The sequence below is a fragment of the Streptococcus thoraltensis DSM 12221 genome (assembly GCF_000380145.1).
Classification (GTDB): Bacteria; Bacillota; Bacilli; order Lactobacillales; family Streptococcaceae; genus Streptococcus; species Streptococcus thoraltensis.
The window spans coordinates 1-17,988 of record NZ_KB904602.1 but is presented as its reverse complement, the minus strand read 5'-3'; the positions used below and the strand labels follow the sequence as shown (position 1 = coordinate 17,988).

Annotated in this window: 15 protein-coding genes and 1 pseudogene; 7 read left to right on the top strand and 9 right to left on the bottom strand. The window is 36.1% G+C overall.

Annotated features, from left to right (window positions below; all coding sequences use genetic code 11):
• Both A3IA_RS0106620 and A3IA_RS13460 read left to right on the top strand, forming a co-directional pair.
• On the top strand, positions 1-377 hold a 377-nt coding region (locus A3IA_RS0106620; RefSeq protein WP_018380537.1), incomplete at its 5' end, for an IS630 family transposase.
• Between the two features lie 227 nt (positions 378-604).
• A pseudogene (locus A3IA_RS13460) lies at positions 605-1,580 on the top strand (IS630 family transposase); the annotation flags it as partial.
• A gap of 670 nt (positions 1,581-2,250) precedes the next feature.
• Here the strand turns inward: A3IA_RS13460 and A3IA_RS0106605 are convergent.
• Positions 2,251-2,871, bottom strand: coding sequence for an NUDIX hydrolase (locus tag A3IA_RS0106605; protein ID WP_018380534.1), 621 nt, complete (start codon positions 2,869-2,871; stop codon positions 2,251-2,253).
• Positions 2,872-3,027: 156 nt separating this feature from the next.
• Here A3IA_RS0106605 and A3IA_RS0106600 point away from each other — a divergent pair, with 156 nt between their 5' ends.
• Genes A3IA_RS0106600 through A3IA_RS11945 form a run of 3 tightly spaced genes read left to right on the top strand, consistent with a single transcriptional unit; the run spans position 3,028 to position 5,654 of the window.
• Complete coding sequence (locus A3IA_RS0106600; RefSeq protein WP_018380533.1) at positions 3,028-3,399, top strand: cupredoxin domain-containing protein; 372 nt, start codon at positions 3,028-3,030, stop codon at positions 3,397-3,399.
• Between the two features lie 16 nt (positions 3,400-3,415).
• Positions 3,416-3,724, top strand: a complete 309-nt coding sequence (locus tag A3IA_RS12665) for a cupredoxin domain-containing protein (protein ID WP_018380532.1) — start codon at positions 3,416-3,418, stop codon at positions 3,722-3,724.
• Positions 3,725-3,737: 13 nt separating this feature from the next.
• Positions 3,738-5,654 (top strand): copper-translocating P-type ATPase, encoded by a 1,917-nt coding sequence (locus tag A3IA_RS11945; RefSeq protein ID WP_018380531.1) that lies wholly within the window; start codon positions 3,738-3,740, stop codon positions 5,652-5,654.
• 52 nt (positions 5,655-5,706) lie between these two features.
• On the opposite strand, the gene A3IA_RS0106590 is transcribed toward A3IA_RS11945, so the two are convergent.
• The 3 genes from A3IA_RS0106590 to A3IA_RS0106580 form a co-directional block, all read right to left on the bottom strand.
• The gene (locus A3IA_RS0106590) at positions 5,707-6,414 is read right to left on the bottom strand and encodes a DUF4811 domain-containing protein (protein WP_018380530.1); all 708 of its coding nucleotides are present in this window, start codon (positions 6,412-6,414) and stop codon (positions 5,707-5,709) included.
• A gap of 2 nt (positions 6,415-6,416) precedes the next feature.
• Positions 6,417-7,919 carry an MDR family MFS transporter gene (locus A3IA_RS0106585; protein ID WP_039827892.1) on the bottom strand — a complete coding sequence of 501 codons (1,503 nt, stop codon included), beginning with the start codon at positions 7,917-7,919 and terminating at the stop codon, positions 6,417-6,419.
• A 238-nt stretch (positions 7,920-8,157) separates the two neighbouring features.
• Positions 8,158-8,577, bottom strand: a complete 420-nt coding sequence (locus A3IA_RS0106580; protein ID WP_018380528.1) for a MarR family winged helix-turn-helix transcriptional regulator — start codon at positions 8,575-8,577, stop codon at positions 8,158-8,160.
• Positions 8,578-9,545: 968 nt separating this feature from the next.
• On the opposite strand from A3IA_RS0106580, the gene A3IA_RS0106570 reads away from it, so the two are divergent.
• The gene (locus tag A3IA_RS0106570) at positions 9,546-10,595 is read left to right on the top strand and encodes a hypothetical protein (RefSeq protein WP_018380527.1); all 1,050 of its coding nucleotides are present in this window, start codon (positions 9,546-9,548) and stop codon (positions 10,593-10,595) included.
• A 417-nt stretch (positions 10,596-11,012) separates the two neighbouring features.
• Here the strand turns inward: A3IA_RS0106570 and A3IA_RS0106565 are convergent, their stop codons facing one another.
• The 5 genes from A3IA_RS0106565 to rpmF form a co-directional block, all read right to left on the bottom strand.
• Positions 11,013-12,233 (bottom strand): MFS transporter, encoded by a 1,221-nt coding sequence (locus A3IA_RS0106565; RefSeq protein ID WP_018380526.1) that lies wholly within the window; start codon positions 12,231-12,233, stop codon positions 11,013-11,015.
• A gap of 1 nt (position 12,234) precedes the next feature.
• Positions 12,235-14,202 carry a class III lanthionine synthetase LanKC N-terminal domain-containing protein gene (locus A3IA_RS0106560; RefSeq protein WP_018380525.1) on the bottom strand — a complete coding sequence of 656 codons (1,968 nt, stop codon included), beginning with the start codon at positions 14,200-14,202 and terminating at the stop codon, positions 12,235-12,237.
• Between the two features lie 523 nt (positions 14,203-14,725).
• Positions 14,726-15,598: a helix-turn-helix domain-containing protein gene (locus tag A3IA_RS0106550; RefSeq protein WP_018380523.1), complete on the bottom strand. Its 873-nt coding sequence runs from the start codon at positions 15,596-15,598 to the stop codon at positions 14,726-14,728.
• 840 nt (positions 15,599-16,438) lie between these two features.
• Positions 16,439-16,588, bottom strand: a complete 150-nt coding sequence (gene rpmG, locus A3IA_RS0106545) for a 50S ribosomal protein L33 (protein WP_001265622.1) — start codon at positions 16,586-16,588, stop codon at positions 16,439-16,441.
• A 15-nt stretch (positions 16,589-16,603) separates the two neighbouring features.
• Positions 16,604-16,786, bottom strand: a complete 183-nt coding sequence (gene rpmF / locus A3IA_RS0106540; RefSeq protein WP_018380522.1) for a 50S ribosomal protein L32 — start codon at positions 16,784-16,786, stop codon at positions 16,604-16,606.
• A 309-nt stretch (positions 16,787-17,095) separates the two neighbouring features.
• Here rpmF and A3IA_RS0106535 point away from each other — a divergent pair.
• Positions 17,096-17,988 (top strand): 5-methyltetrahydropteroyltriglutamate--homocysteine S-methyltransferase (locus A3IA_RS0106535; protein ID WP_018380521.1); only part of this gene is annotated, 893 nt, incomplete at its 3' end.

Here is a 17,988-nt window from a genome sequence, read left to right as displayed (position 1 = left end):
AAGGTAAGGTCTCTGGAAGAAGATACCAGCGGATATCTTTAGTTGCAGGTCTTATAAATGGTGAGCTTATAGCTCCGATGACTTATAAAGATACTATGACTAGTGATTTTTTCGAAGCTTGGTTCCAAAAATTCTTACTACCCACTTTGGAGACGCCATCAGTTATCATTATGGATAATGCAAAGTTTCATAGAATGAGCAGGCTAAAGGTCTTGTCTAAGGAGCAGGGGCATAGAATTTTACCACTTCCTCCGTACTCACCTGAGTACAATCCCATTGAGAAAACATGGGCCCACATCAAAAAACACCTCAGAAAAGTATTGCCAAATGGCCATACTTTCATTAAGGCATTTTTGTCCTGCTCTTGTTTCAGTTGACTATAATAGGACTATAAAACTAACGACAACACAAATTAATGAACTGAAAATTTACTTAAAAGATAAAGAGTTCTCACAATTCCATAGACGCCTTCAAGTGGTGCTATTTAGAGCAGAAGGTCTCACTTATGAGGAAATCACCACTCTTATTGGCTTTTCAAAGTATGCTATTTGGAGCTTAACTCGCAATACTTAACAAAAATCATAAATAGCGGTATAAAAATCTTATGACACACGAACTCACTCCTTCCCCAATCAATGAATTAAAGCAAGCACTCAGAGATAAAAGCAATGCCCAGCATCATAGAAAAATTCAGGCGCTTATTCTTTACTCTGAATGCTATAATTTAGCAGCTGTCGCTAAATCAGTAGGCTTTGTCCATCAAACCGTACGAAATTTACTGAATCGCTATTTAGACGGAGAGTTACAGGCCCTTCTCAAAGAGGACCGTGGCGGACGCCGTCGTGCCTACATGACGCATGAAGAGGAAGAACGTTTCCTCAAAGCAGAACTTTCTTGTGCTCTGCATGGAGAATTTGTGACAGCCATCTCTCTCTTTCAAGCTTACCAAGAACAAATTGGTCGCAAAACAACTCGCGAAGGTTTCTATGCTCTTCTCAAGCGCTACGGTTGGCGTAAGGTTAGCCCTCGTCCTCAACATCCTAAAAAAGCAGACGCCGAAACGATTTTAGCGTCTAAAAATAAACTCTTTATACGAGGAGAGAGCAAGTGAGCGCTTTATCAATGGAAAGTCCTATCAAAATACCCGCCTGATGTATCAAGATGAGGCGGGTTTTGGTTGTATCAGTAAACTGGGATCTTGTTAGTCACCAAAGGGCTGCTGTCCTCATGTAGCTAGTCACTATATTCGAGAGTACCGCTATTGTTATGGTGCTGTAGATGCTCATACGGGGGATTCGTTTTTCATTATAGCAGGTGGCTGTAATAGCGATTGGATGACTGAGTCTCTGCGTCAACTATCAGTGATTTATCCAGATGCCTATATTATTTTAGTCATGGATAGTGCCGTCTGGCATAAATCTCAGACCTTGGATATCCTTGAGAATATAGAATTTAGCTTCATTCCACCTTATACACCTGAAATGAATCCTATTGAGCAAGTCTGGGCTGAGATTCGCAAACGTGGCTTTAAGAATAAGGTATTTAGAACATTAAATGAGGTCATTGATAAACTTCAAGAGGCGACTATCCTAGCAGAAAAAGAATTATGGCGCTGAAAGGATGCCTCCTCATCGGTCAATCGATGCGGTTTATTCTGACGCAAGGGGGGGTATTATTAAAATGGTCATAACCTTGCAGGCGGGCTATTGGCTTTCGATTGAAGATATGTTAATCAGAAATTAGTATCTTTGGCACAGGACAAGTGTGTTCATGTGGTGCCAAACTTTTTGGGGTAAACATTTTAAACGGTTAAAGGACTTTGAGGTAAAGGCGTGTTTGGATAATGCTGATAAAAATTGACTTAGTCAGCTAAATGAGACTCGTCCATAAGGTTTTAAATATTATTGATACTTCAGGGGAAATGGCTCTGCACGTTAATTTAGACTTATTGAAACTTCATGGTTCAGTAGTACTTGTAATCACGCTATAGGATAATCAGTTTAATGCGCAGGCTTTTACATGAAATCATAACCTATAAAAGGTTTCGTCATCAGTCACACCACTTTAGAGGATACACAAGGTCGCGGATTGGTTGACTAAAAACTTTGCCAAAGGCAATTTACTGTCTGAAAATCTTTTGCGAATGCCCTGTCCTAAGGGGGAAAGTATATGGTTTGTTAGAGAGTTGAGCAAAAAGGATAAAGGACTATTTTACGACTATAGAAAAAGGCGCATCCTAGGACGTGCCTTTTAATTTATATCACAATCTTTGATGATTTCGGTAAAGCGATGGGTGAACATGGCTGTTAACCCCCAGAGGGTTTCAGGACCTTGTTCGTAAAAGGGGATTTTATCAGCGCGTGATTTGAAGCGATAGTCTTTACCATTTTTATGCAGGCGGTCTACAGGAAAATCTTCTTCGGGTTTTATTTTTGAACGAAGGTTGTAGTAGGTAGGGGGTGTGTCTAAGAGGGATTTTAGAGGAAGGGTATAAATACTGGCAACTTCATCGTTGTTAGGGGAGATTGATGATAGGCAGTCAATGTGAATTTCTCCGACAAAGCAGTGAATGGTTCGATGGTTTTGCACTAGGTAATCAATTTCTCCGAGGATATTAATGGCGTTTTTAGGAATGTTCAATTCCTCGTGTGTTTCTCGGATGGCTGCTGCTTCTGGGCACTCGCCTTCCTCGATACGTCCTCCAGGAAAAGAAACCTCTCCAGGCTGAGAAATGTGTTCGCTACGGACTTCGTAAAGGACATGCCACTCGTCATCAATGCGCATTAAAGGTAGAAGCACAGAATAGGCTCTATCTTGCCCAAGGGGTCTTGGTTGATAAGATTTTAGCGTTTTTTCGATAGATGATAGCATTGTAGTTCCTCCATATTTTTATTCTAGCCTAGTCTTAGTGAAAAATCAAATGATACTAACTAGTGACATAAAAAAGAGAGAGGTGATTGACAAATGAATACAGGCTTGTTACAATAAATCTACAAATGTAAACAAAAGAAAGGAGATTCTATTCTAATGACAAATCTTCTAGTAATTGTACTCGGTTTAGCTTTGGTAGCTTTTATCCTCTGGTGGTTTTTTGGCAAACATGAGATGTCGCAACAAGAGGCTGTTGTTCGCGGAGACCATCAGGAAATTCATGTTTCAGTTGATGGTGGCTACATTCCACAGACTATTGTTTTGAAAAAGGGGCTTCCAGCAACCTTGATTTTCAACCGAAAAGACCCATCGTCTTGTTTGGATCAGGTTGTTTTTTCAGATTTTGGAGTTCATGAAAATCTTCCTATGAAGAAGGATTTTCCCATTCAGTTTACACCAGAAGAAGCGGGAGAATTTGGCTTTGCCTGTGGTATGAACATGATTCATGGGAAATTGATTGTTAAATAGAAAAAGAGAGTATAGTATGTTTTTTAAAAAGAAAAAAGAAGTAAAAGCTGAACAAAGGGGTAATTTTCAAGAAGTGCGTGTGCTTGTTGATGGTGGTTATAAACCTGAACGAATCGTTTTGAAAGAAGGCCTTCCTGCACGTATTATTTTTGATCGGCAGACAGACTCGGCTTGTTTTGACCAAGTTGTTTTTCCAGACTTTAACATCAAGGCAGACCTACCTGTGAAAGAGGATTTTTTTGTAGAGCTTACACCAAAAGAAAAAGGTGAGTTTGGCTTTGCCTGTGGCATGAACATGTATCACGGCACGCTTGTTGTTAAATAGAAAGGACTTTTCTATGACGATTAGAAGTCGCTTCTGGATTGCTTTTATCTGTTCGGTCCCTATGGTTTTTCTCATGATTGCCATGTTTACCCATACTTTAGATCACAAGATCATCGAGTGGGGAACCTTCTTCTTTACGACTGCTATAATGGTTTTTTCAGGTTTTCCATTCCTCAAAAGTGCTTGGGCTTCCTTTAAGAATCACAATGCTAATATGGATACTCTGGTAGCCTTAGGAACTTCAGTTGCTTATACCTACAGTGTTTATGCTATTTTTAATGGCTTACCTGTTTACTTTGAGAGTGCAGGTTTTATCATTATGTTTGTTCTTCTGGGGCAAGTTTTTGAAGAGCGCATGCGGAAAAATGCGTCTCAGGCAGTGGAGAAATTGCTTGATTTGCAGGCCAAGTCAGCCAGTGTCTTTAGAAATGGTGAATTTGTTGAGATTGCTCTGGAAGACATTGTTATTGGTGATCTTATTCGGGTCAAACCCGGTGAGAAGATTGCGGTTGATGGAATCATCACAGACGGGAAAACCAGTATTGATGAGTCCATGGTTACAGGGGAAAGCATGCCAGTCAGTAAGACGACTGGTGACACGGTTATCGGCTCAACCATAAATGCTAACGGAGGGATTACCTTTAAAGCTACTAAGGTTGGTAAGGATACCATGCTATCTCAGATTGTGGATTTTGTAAAAAAAGCGCAATCAAGCCATGCCCCAATCCAAGATTTGACCGATAAAATTTCAGGAATTTTTGTCCCTGTGGTGGTCATTTTAGCAATTTTGACCTTTGTTGTCTGGTATTCATTTTTGGGGGCAGGTAGCACTCAGTCCATGATTTATGCGGTGTCTGTTTTAATTATTGCTTGTCCGTGTGCGCTTGGTTTGGCAACGCCTACAGCCCTTATGGTTGGTACTGGACGAAGCGCTAAGATGGGTGTCTTGATTAAAAACGGAACTGTTTTACAAGACTTACAAAATATTGATACGGTTGTTTTAGATAAAACAGGAACGATTACTCTCGGTAAACCCAGGGTGACAGATGTGGTCGGTAATCAAGAAGAAGTCTTGGCTATTGCTACAGCGCTTGAAGCCTCATCAGAACACCCACTTGCCACGGCTATTATGACTTATGCGGAAACTAAGGGCATTGATGTTGGGGAAATAGAAGATTTCCAAGCTGTTGAAGGGCAAGGGGTGACTGGAACTTATCAAGGTCAATTGGTTTACTTGGGAAATCATCGCTTGCAAGAAGGTAAGAATTTCCCAGAAGACTTAGAGCAGCAGATGAAAGAGTTGCAAGATCAAGCCAAAACAGTAGTTATTTTAGCGAAAGGCTCAGATGTGGTTGGTTTAATTGCTATCCAAGATGTGCCCAAGGAAACTTCTAAGCAGGCGATTAAGGCTTTAGAAGATAGAGGGCTGAAAACTGTTATGTTGACGGGAGATAACGAGGGTGTCGCACAAGCTATTGCTCAGGAAGTTGGCATTAATCAAGTTATTGCTAATGTTTTGCCACAAGATAAGGCAGACCAGATTAAAGTTCTTCAAAAAGAAGGGAAAGTGGCATTTGTGGGTGATGGCATCAATGATGCACCAGCTCTAAGTCTAGCTGATGTTGGGATTGCTATGGGGGCAGGTACCGATATTGCTATTGAATCAGGTGGTGTGGTCTTGATTCAAAATGACTTGCTAGGTGTGGTTAAGGCTTACGATATGAGTAAGAAAACCTTCAACCGCATCCTACTAAATCTCTTCTGGGCTTCTATTTACAATTTAATTGGAATTCCTATCGCAGCAGGTCTTTTTGTAGCTTTTGGTTTGACACTGAATCCAGAATTAGCAGGTTTGGCTATGGCAATGAGTTCGCTGTCCGTACTAACAAGCTCCTTATTACTGAACAAATCCAAATTACCGAAAATATAGCAAAAAATACCTCATTTTTAAGTGATGAGGTATTTTTGTATTTTAGACGATCTTACTTTTCTTCTTTGAGTGCTGTTTTTAAGTCTTCAACTTGCTTGGTGACTACGGCTTGAGGATTTTCCTTAGCCAGTTTTTGCAATGCGGCTGCAGCTTTTGGATTAGCCTTGGCGTTTTCATCTTGAAGTTTTTTGGCAATGTCGGGTAATTTATCTGCTTGGTTCTTAGTTACAACTAACCAAGTGTCTTTAGGTACAGTAGCAGTAACTTCACGAGAAATGAGTTCACCGTCCTCTCCTCCAAATCCATAGAGTAATTTGGCAAAGTCGGATTTCCAAGTATAACGTTTGGTAATTGTTGTGACAGTTGCTTTATCGACATCTGCTTCTTTGTAGGTCACCCTCTGTTTTACTGCTTCTGTTGGCTCGTCTGTTTTAGGGATAAAGTGTGCGGTAGCGTCTTTATCAGATGGTTTGTCACGATAGGCTAAAACATAGTTATTCGAATCAGATCCCACTTCTTTCTTAATCAAGAGTCCAAATGGTGAATCAGCTCCTGCAGCGGAGTAAATTTCTTTGGTTTTTTCACTCGTTTTAACTGACATTCCTGTGTGATTCACGAAGTGATTGGTCAACATGGCGATTGAACCAACAAATATGAAAAGAGACAGGCTTCCTGCAAGGCAACGTAGCACAGGCTTTTCAACCAACATCCAGCTGGCGAAGACAGCGACGGTTGCTAGAATAATAATGACAATGATCATGCTTATAATTCCCCCTCTTTTTCAATAATTTTTCCACGGCGTAAGAGCAGTGAGACAAGAAGTCCTACCAAGGCGAAGCTAGCACCAATTGTAAAGGAAACATGGAAACCAGAAAGACTGGCTTCAAGCATTTTTTCTGCATAGGCTAATGGATTCTGCTCTTTGAAACTATTAGCAGGAGTATTGTTTGAGATGACATTTTGAGTGACACTAGAAAGTAGAGCAACAACGATAGCAGACGCAATCTGGCGAGCAATATTATTGGCAGCAGTACCGTGAGCCGCTTCATGAGGAGGTAGGGCGCTCATGGCACTAGCAGTCAATGGCATCATAATCATCCCGATACCAGCCATGCGAATAGCGTAAAGTAGGGTAATAAAGTGATCAGGCGTAGTTTCTGTGAGGAAAATAAACGGTACAGTCGCAACACCAAGAATGGTAAAACCTACCAAAGCCATACGACGGGCACCAACCTTGTCATAAATCCCACCAGCAATGGGTGATATGAGTCCCATGACGAGAGCACCGGGGAGAAGGACCAGTCCAGAGTTTAGAGCTGATAAGCCGTGAACATTTTGAAGGTAAAGAGGAAGCATCATCTCTACTCCCATCATCGCCATCATTGACAAGGCAATAGCGATAGTTGTTACTGTAAATTGTCTAATCTTAAAAACACGCACATCGAGGAAAGGCTTGTCTAATTTTAGCTGACGCATAAAGAAGACGCCAATGACAAGAATACCGATGAGAATTGGCAAAATAACGTTTTTGACATCACCCCAACCATCAGCGGCTACGTTGGTGAAGCCCCACAAAAAGGTACCAAAACCAATAATAGAGAGGATTAGCGAAGGAACATCCAAAGTGACAGGATGATTAGGCACGACATCATGTAGAATAAAAGGACTAAGAAAGGTGATAATAATCAAAATGGCTAGTGGTAATACAAAAATAGCACGCCACTCCAGTGATGTTCCAAAGAGAACAAAGTTTTCCTTAAGAATCCAACCAGCTAAGGCAGGTCCGATGGCAGGAGCTAAGGCAACAACGAGACCGTTAATCCCCATGGCTGCACCACGTTTTTCAGGTGGGAAGATATTGACCATAACTACCTGCATGAGAGGCATGGTGATACCAACGGCTGACGCCTGAATGATTCGCCCCATTAGGAAAATAGTCCAGTTTGACGTTGGTGCGAGTGAGTCAATTAAAAGCCCAATGGTTAAAAGAGCATAGGCTACTGTAAAGAGCCACTTAGTTGAAAATTTAGTTGCCAGATAGGCTGATACAGGAATCATAATACCATTAGTTAAAAGGAACCAAGTAGTTGCTTGCTGGGCAGTGGCTAACTTAATGTCAAAGCTATTCATTAAGGTTGGAATGGCAGTTCCCAAGCTAGTTTGGTTTAGAACCCCAGCGAAGGTACCGATAAGTAAAATAATGAGCATGGCGGTACGGTTATAAGGTTTGCCATGAATATCATGTGTTTCTTGTGACAAAGACATTTCTCCTATTCTAAAAGGACCAACATCAATTAAAGGGTGAATGTCAGTCCTAATCTTATTAATCATTTGAGTATTCATAGAATTTTTCATTATAAAAAGCATTCTTCATAGGAAGCTATGTAAAAGAATAACAAAGGTTCCTATGTAAGTCAATGAAAATGTCTCAACATTTTCACATAAATCTTTATAACTACAACGGAAATAGCGAGTTATTAATATCACTTTAGAGACTTAAAACTTAATTGCCTTCAATCAAAAGTTTTAACAATTGCGCAAGCGTTTCTTGTTGATGTGGGCTTAACGAACGCGTAAAATCTTCGTTAATTTTCTTACCAACATCATGGAAAAGAGATTTTAAATCTTTCGTTTTTTGGGTCAATCCTAACACCTTGCTACGCCCATCATTTGGATTTTGCTGGCGATAAATCAAATCTTTCTTTTCTAAGTTTTGAATAATGCCTGAAACAGTCGGATTAGTCATGGAAAAACGATCTTCAATCATCTTTTGAGTGACGGATAATTCCTCGTGATGAGCCACGTATCCGAGAATTTTAAATTGTGCATAGGTTAATCCATAAGGATTCAAGCATGCATTGGCCTTTTTATCTAATTCTAAACTAGCACGTTTGATTAATACTGAAATGGAATCTTGTGACATAGTTACTCCTTTATTTTCCTATAAAAATACTATCATAGCAACCTACTCAAAACAAGAAGAATGTTCAATTGCTCACATTTTAAGAAAAAGAAGCTCTGTTTATGATAAGCCTATCAAAGGAAGCAAACAGAAGTTTACAGACACATTTTTGACATTTTAAAATAAATACGAAGTCTCCGTTTCTGTAATTTCCAAGAGGCCAAAGAGAGCCACTTGGAAACTGCACCTAGAATTCTTACCTAACAACTAAACGATACGATTCCTATCCTTTCCAGAGACAGTATGAACAGCACCGAAGACTTAATAACAATGACCAATTACTTTTAAGTTTCGAAGTACCGTCAGGTGGAAAGTTTTTATGGCTATGAGGGAATAGAGATTTGAATCAAGGGAACAGGAAGTTTCCTCACAGAAGGAGTGATTACGGGTATGATGAAAGAAAAATCCCCCTTCATTCAATTGTCTGACCGCTTACCATCACAGCTTCAAAACAGCTTTTATAAAAATTTCGGTGTAAGCGGAGGTCTCTATGTATTCTGTAAACGATAGTCTTTTGAGTTAACTTTGATACATGGTCACTTTCGACTTGCCTTACTTATACTCAATGAAAATACAAATCAGACTAGGCGACACAGATAGCAGATAGAGTTGAAGTTCATCACATCAAGTCAACAAGGTCTGCTTTTGATTTTCGAAGAGTATTAGGTGCTGTCTGCGTCTTTTCTGTCCCCTGTTTGAAAGGTAATCATTTGACTATACGGTTGAGTGGAAGATCAATAAAAATCGTAACTGCCAACATATCTCTTAGCTTATTTTTATTCATTATTTTATCAAAAAGGAACATTCTTTTTAGAGGGAACTCTCATCAAACAATCATTATAGTTTAGTAGTCTTTTAAACTGTTAAAAAAATGAAAACCTTTTCTAAAAATGTTGTATAATAGAGGAAAAGCGAAGAGGAGATTTTTTATGAAGACAATTTTTAAATTAGGGTTGAGTTTATCATGTTTGTTGTTATTAACTGCATGTCAGACGACTACAACACCACATAAATCTGAAACATCTGTTAGTCAGTCATCAAAGAAAAAATCTAATGAAGCTATAAAACAGTCTTCTGAAAAAAATCAGTCATCAAAAAAATCGATGAAAAACCCTAAGTCTAATCAGGCACGGACTTCTGAGTCATCAGCTTCTCAGTCGGAGGAGAATGATCAAAAAGATTATGAAGCGTTATATGCGGACACCCTATCGAAAGTTGCTGCAGATGATAATAATGTCAGTCACTATGCCTTCTATGATATTGATCATAATGGCAGTAAGGAGTTGTTTACCGGAACAGATGTCGGAAGTAACATCCACCCAATTGCCCTTTATTACCTAAAGGATAATGTTTCTACCTACTTAGCACACTCTGAAGTTGCTTCAGGTGGCGGCTATCGCTCCAGCTTTGAAGTTAATTCGGATGGGACGGTCACCCATGTTGAGTGGACTTCTCATCAGGGTAAGGGGAACTTGAAAAAACTGCAACTAAATCCTGATAATAGTGGTGTAACAACAATTGAAGAAAAAGCTATTATCATAAGTTCAGCTGAGCAAAAAGCTAGCATGGACGACAATCCTTTAGACCTATCAACCTTGGATTGGAAAGGATTGGCTAAAGCTACAACGACATCATCTGAAACAAAAGCCACTGAGTCTAATTCCAAAATATACACCTTCGATAATTTAGTCGGCACGTGGAAAAATGCTAAAGGAGATAAGATTACGATTTCATCTGATAAAACGGTAGATTTAAATGGTAACCAAGGACAGGCGGGTGAGCTTTCGAATACTAACCATCAATGGGGAACTGGTGTGCAGCCTTTTGGAAGTCGCATAGGAGGGTATGGCATCCGCTATATCCCAGCAGATGAGACAGCCTCAAACCAAGACCAGTCAGACAAAAGTAAAGAACGTCTTTTGATTGGACAATACGATAATAGTGGCAATACGGATGAGTATTTTTATCGAGTGGAGTAATTTATAAAATAAAAAGCCTATGAGAGCAATGTTCATAGGCTTTTCATGTCTGTAAGAAATAATTCCATTCTTTGCGGCCATTCATTTCGGTATTTAAAGGCTAGAGCCTCTCACAGTCCACTAGACTATGAGATTATTTTGTATCAGTAAAGGATTTTAAATGTTATTTTAGCATGTTATGAAAGTTGATATATCAAGGTTTATAATTTGTACAACATGGGAGAGGAAAGAACTCTAGCAGGGGAAAAGGCTTTCCCACCGCACAGTTGGTCAAGTTATCTTTGGAGCTTAAAAAGCGAACGTCATGACAGGTCAATCACTGCGTCAATTTTTTATTAGAATAAGTTGAAGAGGATGGATTTGATTTCAGATTTCATTACTATTTTATTTATGACCATTTAAATGTTAAAACTTACTCTATTTTTTTGCTGATAATAATATAATAATGACAGAAATAACAGTAAAAATTAACCATGTAATATTCATATTCCACGATGATACAATACTAAAAATAGCAGTTCCGGCTGGAATAGATAGTGTGAATAGTAAAGAAAGAAAGTTACTCGTTCGGGCTAAAACAGTTGAAGGGAGATTCGTTAATAAAAGCGAATTAATTTTGGGATTAACTTTTCCAGAGAGGTATGTGGCAAATGATAGTAGAATAATGCCAATAATAGAAGAAAAATGAAATAAATTTGATAGTCCAACAATAGTGAAGACAACAGCGGTAATGTTTAGTAGGTTGTTAATTGATAATTTTGAAAAATAGTCGTGTGGTGTAAGACTCCCTATCAAGACACCACCGACCAATATTGTTTCAACTACTAGCAATGCCTGACCATAAGAAAAATTTAGTATATTTTGATTCAAAAGAAAAATATTATAGATAGCTGTAACAGATCCACCTAAGCTATTTAGGAGTAAAATGGCAACCAGTAAATGAATAAAACTAGTTGTGCTGGACTCGTTAAAAATCATCTTGATATTGGAAAACAGAGTAGATAACTGTTTAAAGAAAGAAGCAGAACCTTGTTCTTTTTTAATTTTTTCATGTGTTAATTCTTTTTTGACAGGAATTAATATGCAGACAGATAAACAGAAGGATAGTGCATTTATAAGCGCAACAATAGCAAAGTTGTTTTGTGAGATAGTTAGAAGCCAAACTCCTATTGCTTGTCCAGATAGATTGCAGAAATAAGAAACAAACTGAGTAAAAGAGTAAGCTTCAATTAAATCGCTCTGCTCAACATTCTTTTGAATAATAGGCATTCTTAAACCATTTGAGTAATCACTAAGTATATCACTAGTGATGTTAAATAGACTAATAGTTGAGAAAACCAAGAGTGTTGCTTCGTTTATAATGAGTGATATTAGTGTGAATAATATTGCTTGAACAAATCCTGTTAATATTAAAACTCTCTTCTTATTTACTGTATTATCGGCTTTAATACCAACAAATACAGTAAATATTGTTGGTATGACCATGGTTATGTTAGCTAAACTAACAATAATTTTGGAATGAAACATATTTGCAGCATATACAATAAAGACAATATTATATAATGAAGACCCCATGGAGTTAAACAGACGTGAAATTGTTAAAAATCTATATACCTTATTTTTAAATATTAATTTCATTTTAGCTCCAATCTATATTTGTAAGATCATCAAGATAGTTAAAAACTTGTATAAATTCATTTTTTTGCAATCTATTAGAATCTAAATAGTAACTTGAATTGATGATTAAGTTTTTTGCGAATTTAAGATAGTTTTTATTTTTTGTGATCGTATAGACATCTAATAGAGTGTTGGCTATGCCTAACATTCCATTCCAATAATCTGGTCGTTGAGCAAAACTAACTGTTAGACTATTAGATAATTCTTCAATTATTTTTTGGTATTTTTGGGGATCAATATTTAGTAGAGCTTTTATTACCCCAGCAGAACCATTACTTAAATATGGTGAAGCGGTGTTGTTATTGATTTTTATCATTTTACCATTTTGTGTATCAATGATATTATCAATTAGTTTCTTAATACCATATGAAATAATATCCTCATCGCAGGACGATTCATTTAGGAGAATTAAACTTCCTGCTAAGCCATCCAACCCCAAAATTTTTTCGGAATCAATAAAATATCTTAAATAAATAGGATTGTCTAGATATTTTAAGTATTTCTTATAATTTAGATTATTGGAGTATATATACTCATTAAGAGAGAGACTAGGCGTTGATAAATTAAGAGAGATTAGTTGTTTTTTTAAGATAGTTAATTTTTTGTTGACAAAGAATTTACCATTATACCTAACATTAACATTTATTTGTTTTAATATTTTTTTTGCAGTCTTTATGGATGCTGATGGTGTAAATAAATAGCCGATTAGTCTGTCTAAGTTAGATTCGATGCCGTAGAATTGCAATAAATTATTTAAAATATTTAATTCATTTGTCAATTTTGACTTGATTTGAAGCCTTCTAATAAGATAAAGAATCATATTTCCAATTTTATGACAATCAGATACTTTACCATCAATATTATTCCAATTTTTTAAACTATTGCTATTATAGATTCCAACAATAGGATTACTCTTATATTCGTAAGAGGCTTCCAAATCGATAAAATATATATCATTTGAATCTATAAGGAAATTGTCAGCATGTATATCATTTAAAATAATATTATTTTCATGAAAATAATCAACTAATTTAAATAGATGATTATTTACAGCTAAAAACTGCTTAAATTTTTTGGCGTTATCTTTTTCTGTAGTTGTTTTATATGAAAAAAGAGTGAGTGGTGTAGTATATGAAATTAAATTAACTCCATCGATGTATTCGTAGATATAATAAGTATTTATCCATTCCTTCACTTTTTCTAAAGGAGTAGGAATGTAATTTTCAATTCTTTGAGATATTTGATATTCATTTTTACGAAGGTTGCGTTTTTCAACATTATCGAAAAATAGAATAAATGGCTTTGCCTCTTTCATAACAATTAAACGATTCGTTTTTGTAGATATTCCTCTATAAATATTACCACCATTTGAAGAGTGTACGATTTGATCAATCCTATAATTTTTTGATAGATAAGACGTTTCCTGTAGTTTTATATCCTGAATATCTTCTATCCATGAAGGTAAGTCAAAATAAGTTTTTGGGTAATCTTGCCAAATCTCACCATTTGGTCCGATTAGGGTTAGAATACCATTTTTAGTGTACTCTGCTTTTTCTTTAAAAAATCCATAACGGTAAAAAATATTACTAGAGTCACGATACGGATGGTCACTTAAAATGTAGATTCCGTCTGTAGAGTTTGGAATTATTTTATAAAGGTCATTTAAAATCTCTTTAAATTGTCGAGTATTCTCGGGATATATGGTTATTAATTTACCAGAATTTGTAGCTTCTTCGAAAGTAGAAAAATTTTTGAGGATACACTCTGGCTTTGAAATGTATTTATAATTTAGAGATTTTTCATTCAAATAAGGTAGTACAAGTTTTAGAATTTCTTTAAAATTATAGGGTGTTGCTGATATATGTATTTTAAAACCAGTTAAAGGTAAGGATTCTTGATTTATATTATAGGTATATATTTCACTCAACATTATTCTCCTTAAAATAAAAAAGGCTAGACTTTATATTCTAGTCTTTTTTACTAACTTCATTAGCCGATGTGACAGCCGAAAGTGATATTAACATTTTGTGTAGAATTTGGAATTTCTTTTTTATTCATTTCACTAATAAATTGAGTCATAACTATTCTCCTATTTTGTAAATTAAAAATGTATAAATTATTTTAGTAATGTATATTTTATATGTGTTCTAATTCATAATCATCACTTCTTCCTTTTTATTTTATAGCTATATTATATAACCATCATTTAGAATGGTTAAAAAATTTGAATATATTCTTCTGAATTTTTATAAAAATTTCTGCTTTTTACAGCATTTAAATTGATATTATTAGTTATACAAAATAATTATGAAAGAGAAGATTTTGAATATATTCAATAGAATATAGACAGATTCTTAGAAATGTTAATTTAGTAAGATTTCGAAAAATTTTTCTTTCCTAGAAAAATTAAACAGGTTGAAAAAAGTCCATCCTGGACACTTTTTTCAACCTGTTTAATTCCTTTTTTTCGCAATTTCTTTTTCTAATGCTTTTTGATAATAATTAGCAGCTTGGTAGCAGTTTAGTATTTTGAGGATGGAGATAGCTTGTCTCATTTGTTCTATACCATCTGACTGTCTATTTTGTTTATAGTCCAAAAGCCCTTTAGCCCAAAGGTAGATAATACGGTAATAGGCTTCATTTTCTTTAAAAAAGTGTTCTTGAATATGCTTATCAAAGTAACCTGCATTAACGAAATCCTCCTTTTCAATGCATAGTAGGAAACCATTAATTAGTAGTGTTTTTATGATGCTCTTATTTTCGTTTAGTAATCCCAAAAAATCAGTTTTATGCAACATTTCCCGAGTATATTTTGTGAATAATTCAGGTGATATTAATGTTGAGCTAATTGCAAAAAGAGTCAATTCATAGTTTCCCCAAATTTCAGTATTGAAGAGGTAATCATACAAAAAATGTTCTTCTTCTTTAGAAAGTTGAATTGTATCATCTAATCCTTTCATATGTGCCTTGATAATAAGGGAATTTATTTTATGATTTTGATGATTTGGATTTTTTGCTATTTTTTTTATTTCTGAGTTATACATATTGTTTAGACCATTATAGTCATTATTTAACTCTAATTCCTGAATACCGTTTTGCAATCTGACCAGTTGACTCTCAGAGAACCCTCTTACTAGATAAAGATATTCATTAATTTCAATGTGAGTATTCTCTAAAGCAGTCAATAATTTTTGTGCTGAAATGTCATTTTTTCCACTCTCAAATTTAGAAAGCATAGATGGTGAGAATTCATCTCCACTTGCTTCAGAAAGTGATATGTGTCGTGCTTCTCTTAGTCTTTTAAAGACTTGTCCTAATTGTTTCAAATTATTCACCTCAATATCATTTAGATATAGTTTATCATAAAAAGGAATGAGAGATAAACTTTGATTAGAGGATTCCAATAAGATATAACATAGTTAGTCTTACGTGATTAATACTCAATGAAAATCAAAAGCAGACTAGGCGACACAGATAGCAGACAGAACTGAAGGTCATCAAATCAAGTCAACAAGGTCTGCTTTTGATTTTCGAAGAGTATAAGAGACAAAAAATATAAAGGAAGGAGTTGTAGAAAACGTTGAAAAATTTACTACATTATTCATTTTACCGAATTGATTACACTAGTCTAGGCAACCTTGATACAGACTGATATACTAATAAAAAACAGGATAAATGTCTATCTAGAAAAGTATACCGTTAATTCTCAGATGACTTTAAACAATAAATGGTTAATCGTCATAAGGTCAGAAGGAAACGTAGTAATCTGGTCAAAGAATGTGATTTAACACCTCTAATTTTCGACGAATGGGTTGGACAACCAGAAACGCAATCTGGGAAGTCGATGAGTTTATCCATATCAATGCCGTAGCATTCAGAACTAAAAGTCATAAGTGGAATAAAATTCCTTTAACATAATGTCACTGAAATTTAGGCAACATGATAATATAGAAAGACTGATATCGGAGATGGTTGAATGGAGGATATTGATTTCAATCTGATAAAACAGTGTTTAGAGTAATATAAAAAGCCTATGAAAACAATGTTTCTAGGCTTTTATTATCTGTAAGTCCTTCTTACTGCTTTTTATGTTTCCAAATTGTTACCGAAAATAAAAATCAATGGCTTCAACCACTGATTTTATACTATTTTCACTAATTAAAAAATTATTTCACCTCAGTAAACACAACATGTTTACGCAATTTTGGTGAGTATTTTTTTAATTGAAGACGGTCTGGAGTGTTACGTTTGTTTTTTGAAGTAAGGTACAAGCGTTCACCAGATTCTTTGTGTTCAAGTGTAATATTTACGCGCATGGTATCTCCCTTCTATTATTTAGCTTCGTTAGCTTTAGCAATTTTACGTCCTTTGTAGTATCCTTTAAGTGATACACGGTGAGAACGTGAGTAATCTCCAGTAGTTTCGTCAAATTTTACAGTTGGAGCTGTTAATTTGTAGTGCGTACGACGTTTGTTTTTCTTCGCTTTTGAGGTGCGACGTGCAGGTACTGCCATTTTGGTTTCTTCCTTTCGATATTAAATACTTCAGGGGCTTACGAATCCGTCTAAATGATACCATTCTTGGCGACAAATCTGCCCGATAAAATAGAGATGAATTTTCATCAACTATAGCATGATAACATATCTTTTATGTAAAGTAAAGTTACTTGACACTTTTTTTAAAAAGACATCTATAGTTTGACTCTATAACAGATTATAGAAAAGTTATATTTGTTACGCATAGCTAGCTTTGTTATCCTATATTTAGATTCAATAGTAGGTTTCAGCTCTGCTATGTTCCAAAAAAGAAAAAGGGGTAAGTCTATGTCTAAAGCACAACATCATTTTGATCATGTCGGTTCCTATTTACGCCCAACTAAGCTCAAAAAAGCTCGTGAAAAGTTTGCAAATGGTGAGATCTCACGTGACGAATTGCTCCGTATTCAGGATGAATTGGTTAAAAATTTGGTTTATCATGAAGTAGATAATGGCTTAAAAGTGGTGACTGACGGTGAATTCGGTCGTTCTTGGTGGCACTTGGATTTCCTTTGGGAGCTAAGGGGCTACGAAGCTTATTTACAAGAGGATTCTTACAAATTTCATGGGGCTGAGACACGTACGACCAATGTGCGTGTGGTTGGTAAGGTTGCGGAAAACCCTAATCATCCATTTTACCGTGATTTTGAGTATTTGAAATCAATTACTCCAGAGGGCGTGACACCAAAAATCACTATTCCTAGTCCTTCTATGGTCTTTCGTGATGGGCGTAGCGATTTGGCTTTGGATTACTACGATAGTTGGGAAGACTACCTCAGTGACTTGGCACAGGCTTATCACGATACCATCCAACATTTCTATGATTTGGGGGCGCGTTATGTGCAGTTGGATGATACGACTTGGGCATTTTTGATTGCTAAATTAAACGAAAGCAGTGGAGATGAACTTGATGGCTACCGTTCGCAAGCTCAAGAGATTGTGGATATCATAAACAAAGCCCTAGAGGGCTTACCTGATGACTTGACTCTTGCAACGCATATTTGTCGAGGAAATTTTAAATCAACCTACCTCTACGAAGGTGGCTATGATGTCGTTGCTAAATATTTGGGTCAACTCAATTANGACATCTTCTTTTTAGAATACGATGACAGCCGTTCAGGTGATTTTACACCACTTGTGGATATTTGGAATCATCGTGATCATGTGGAGCTTGTTTTGGG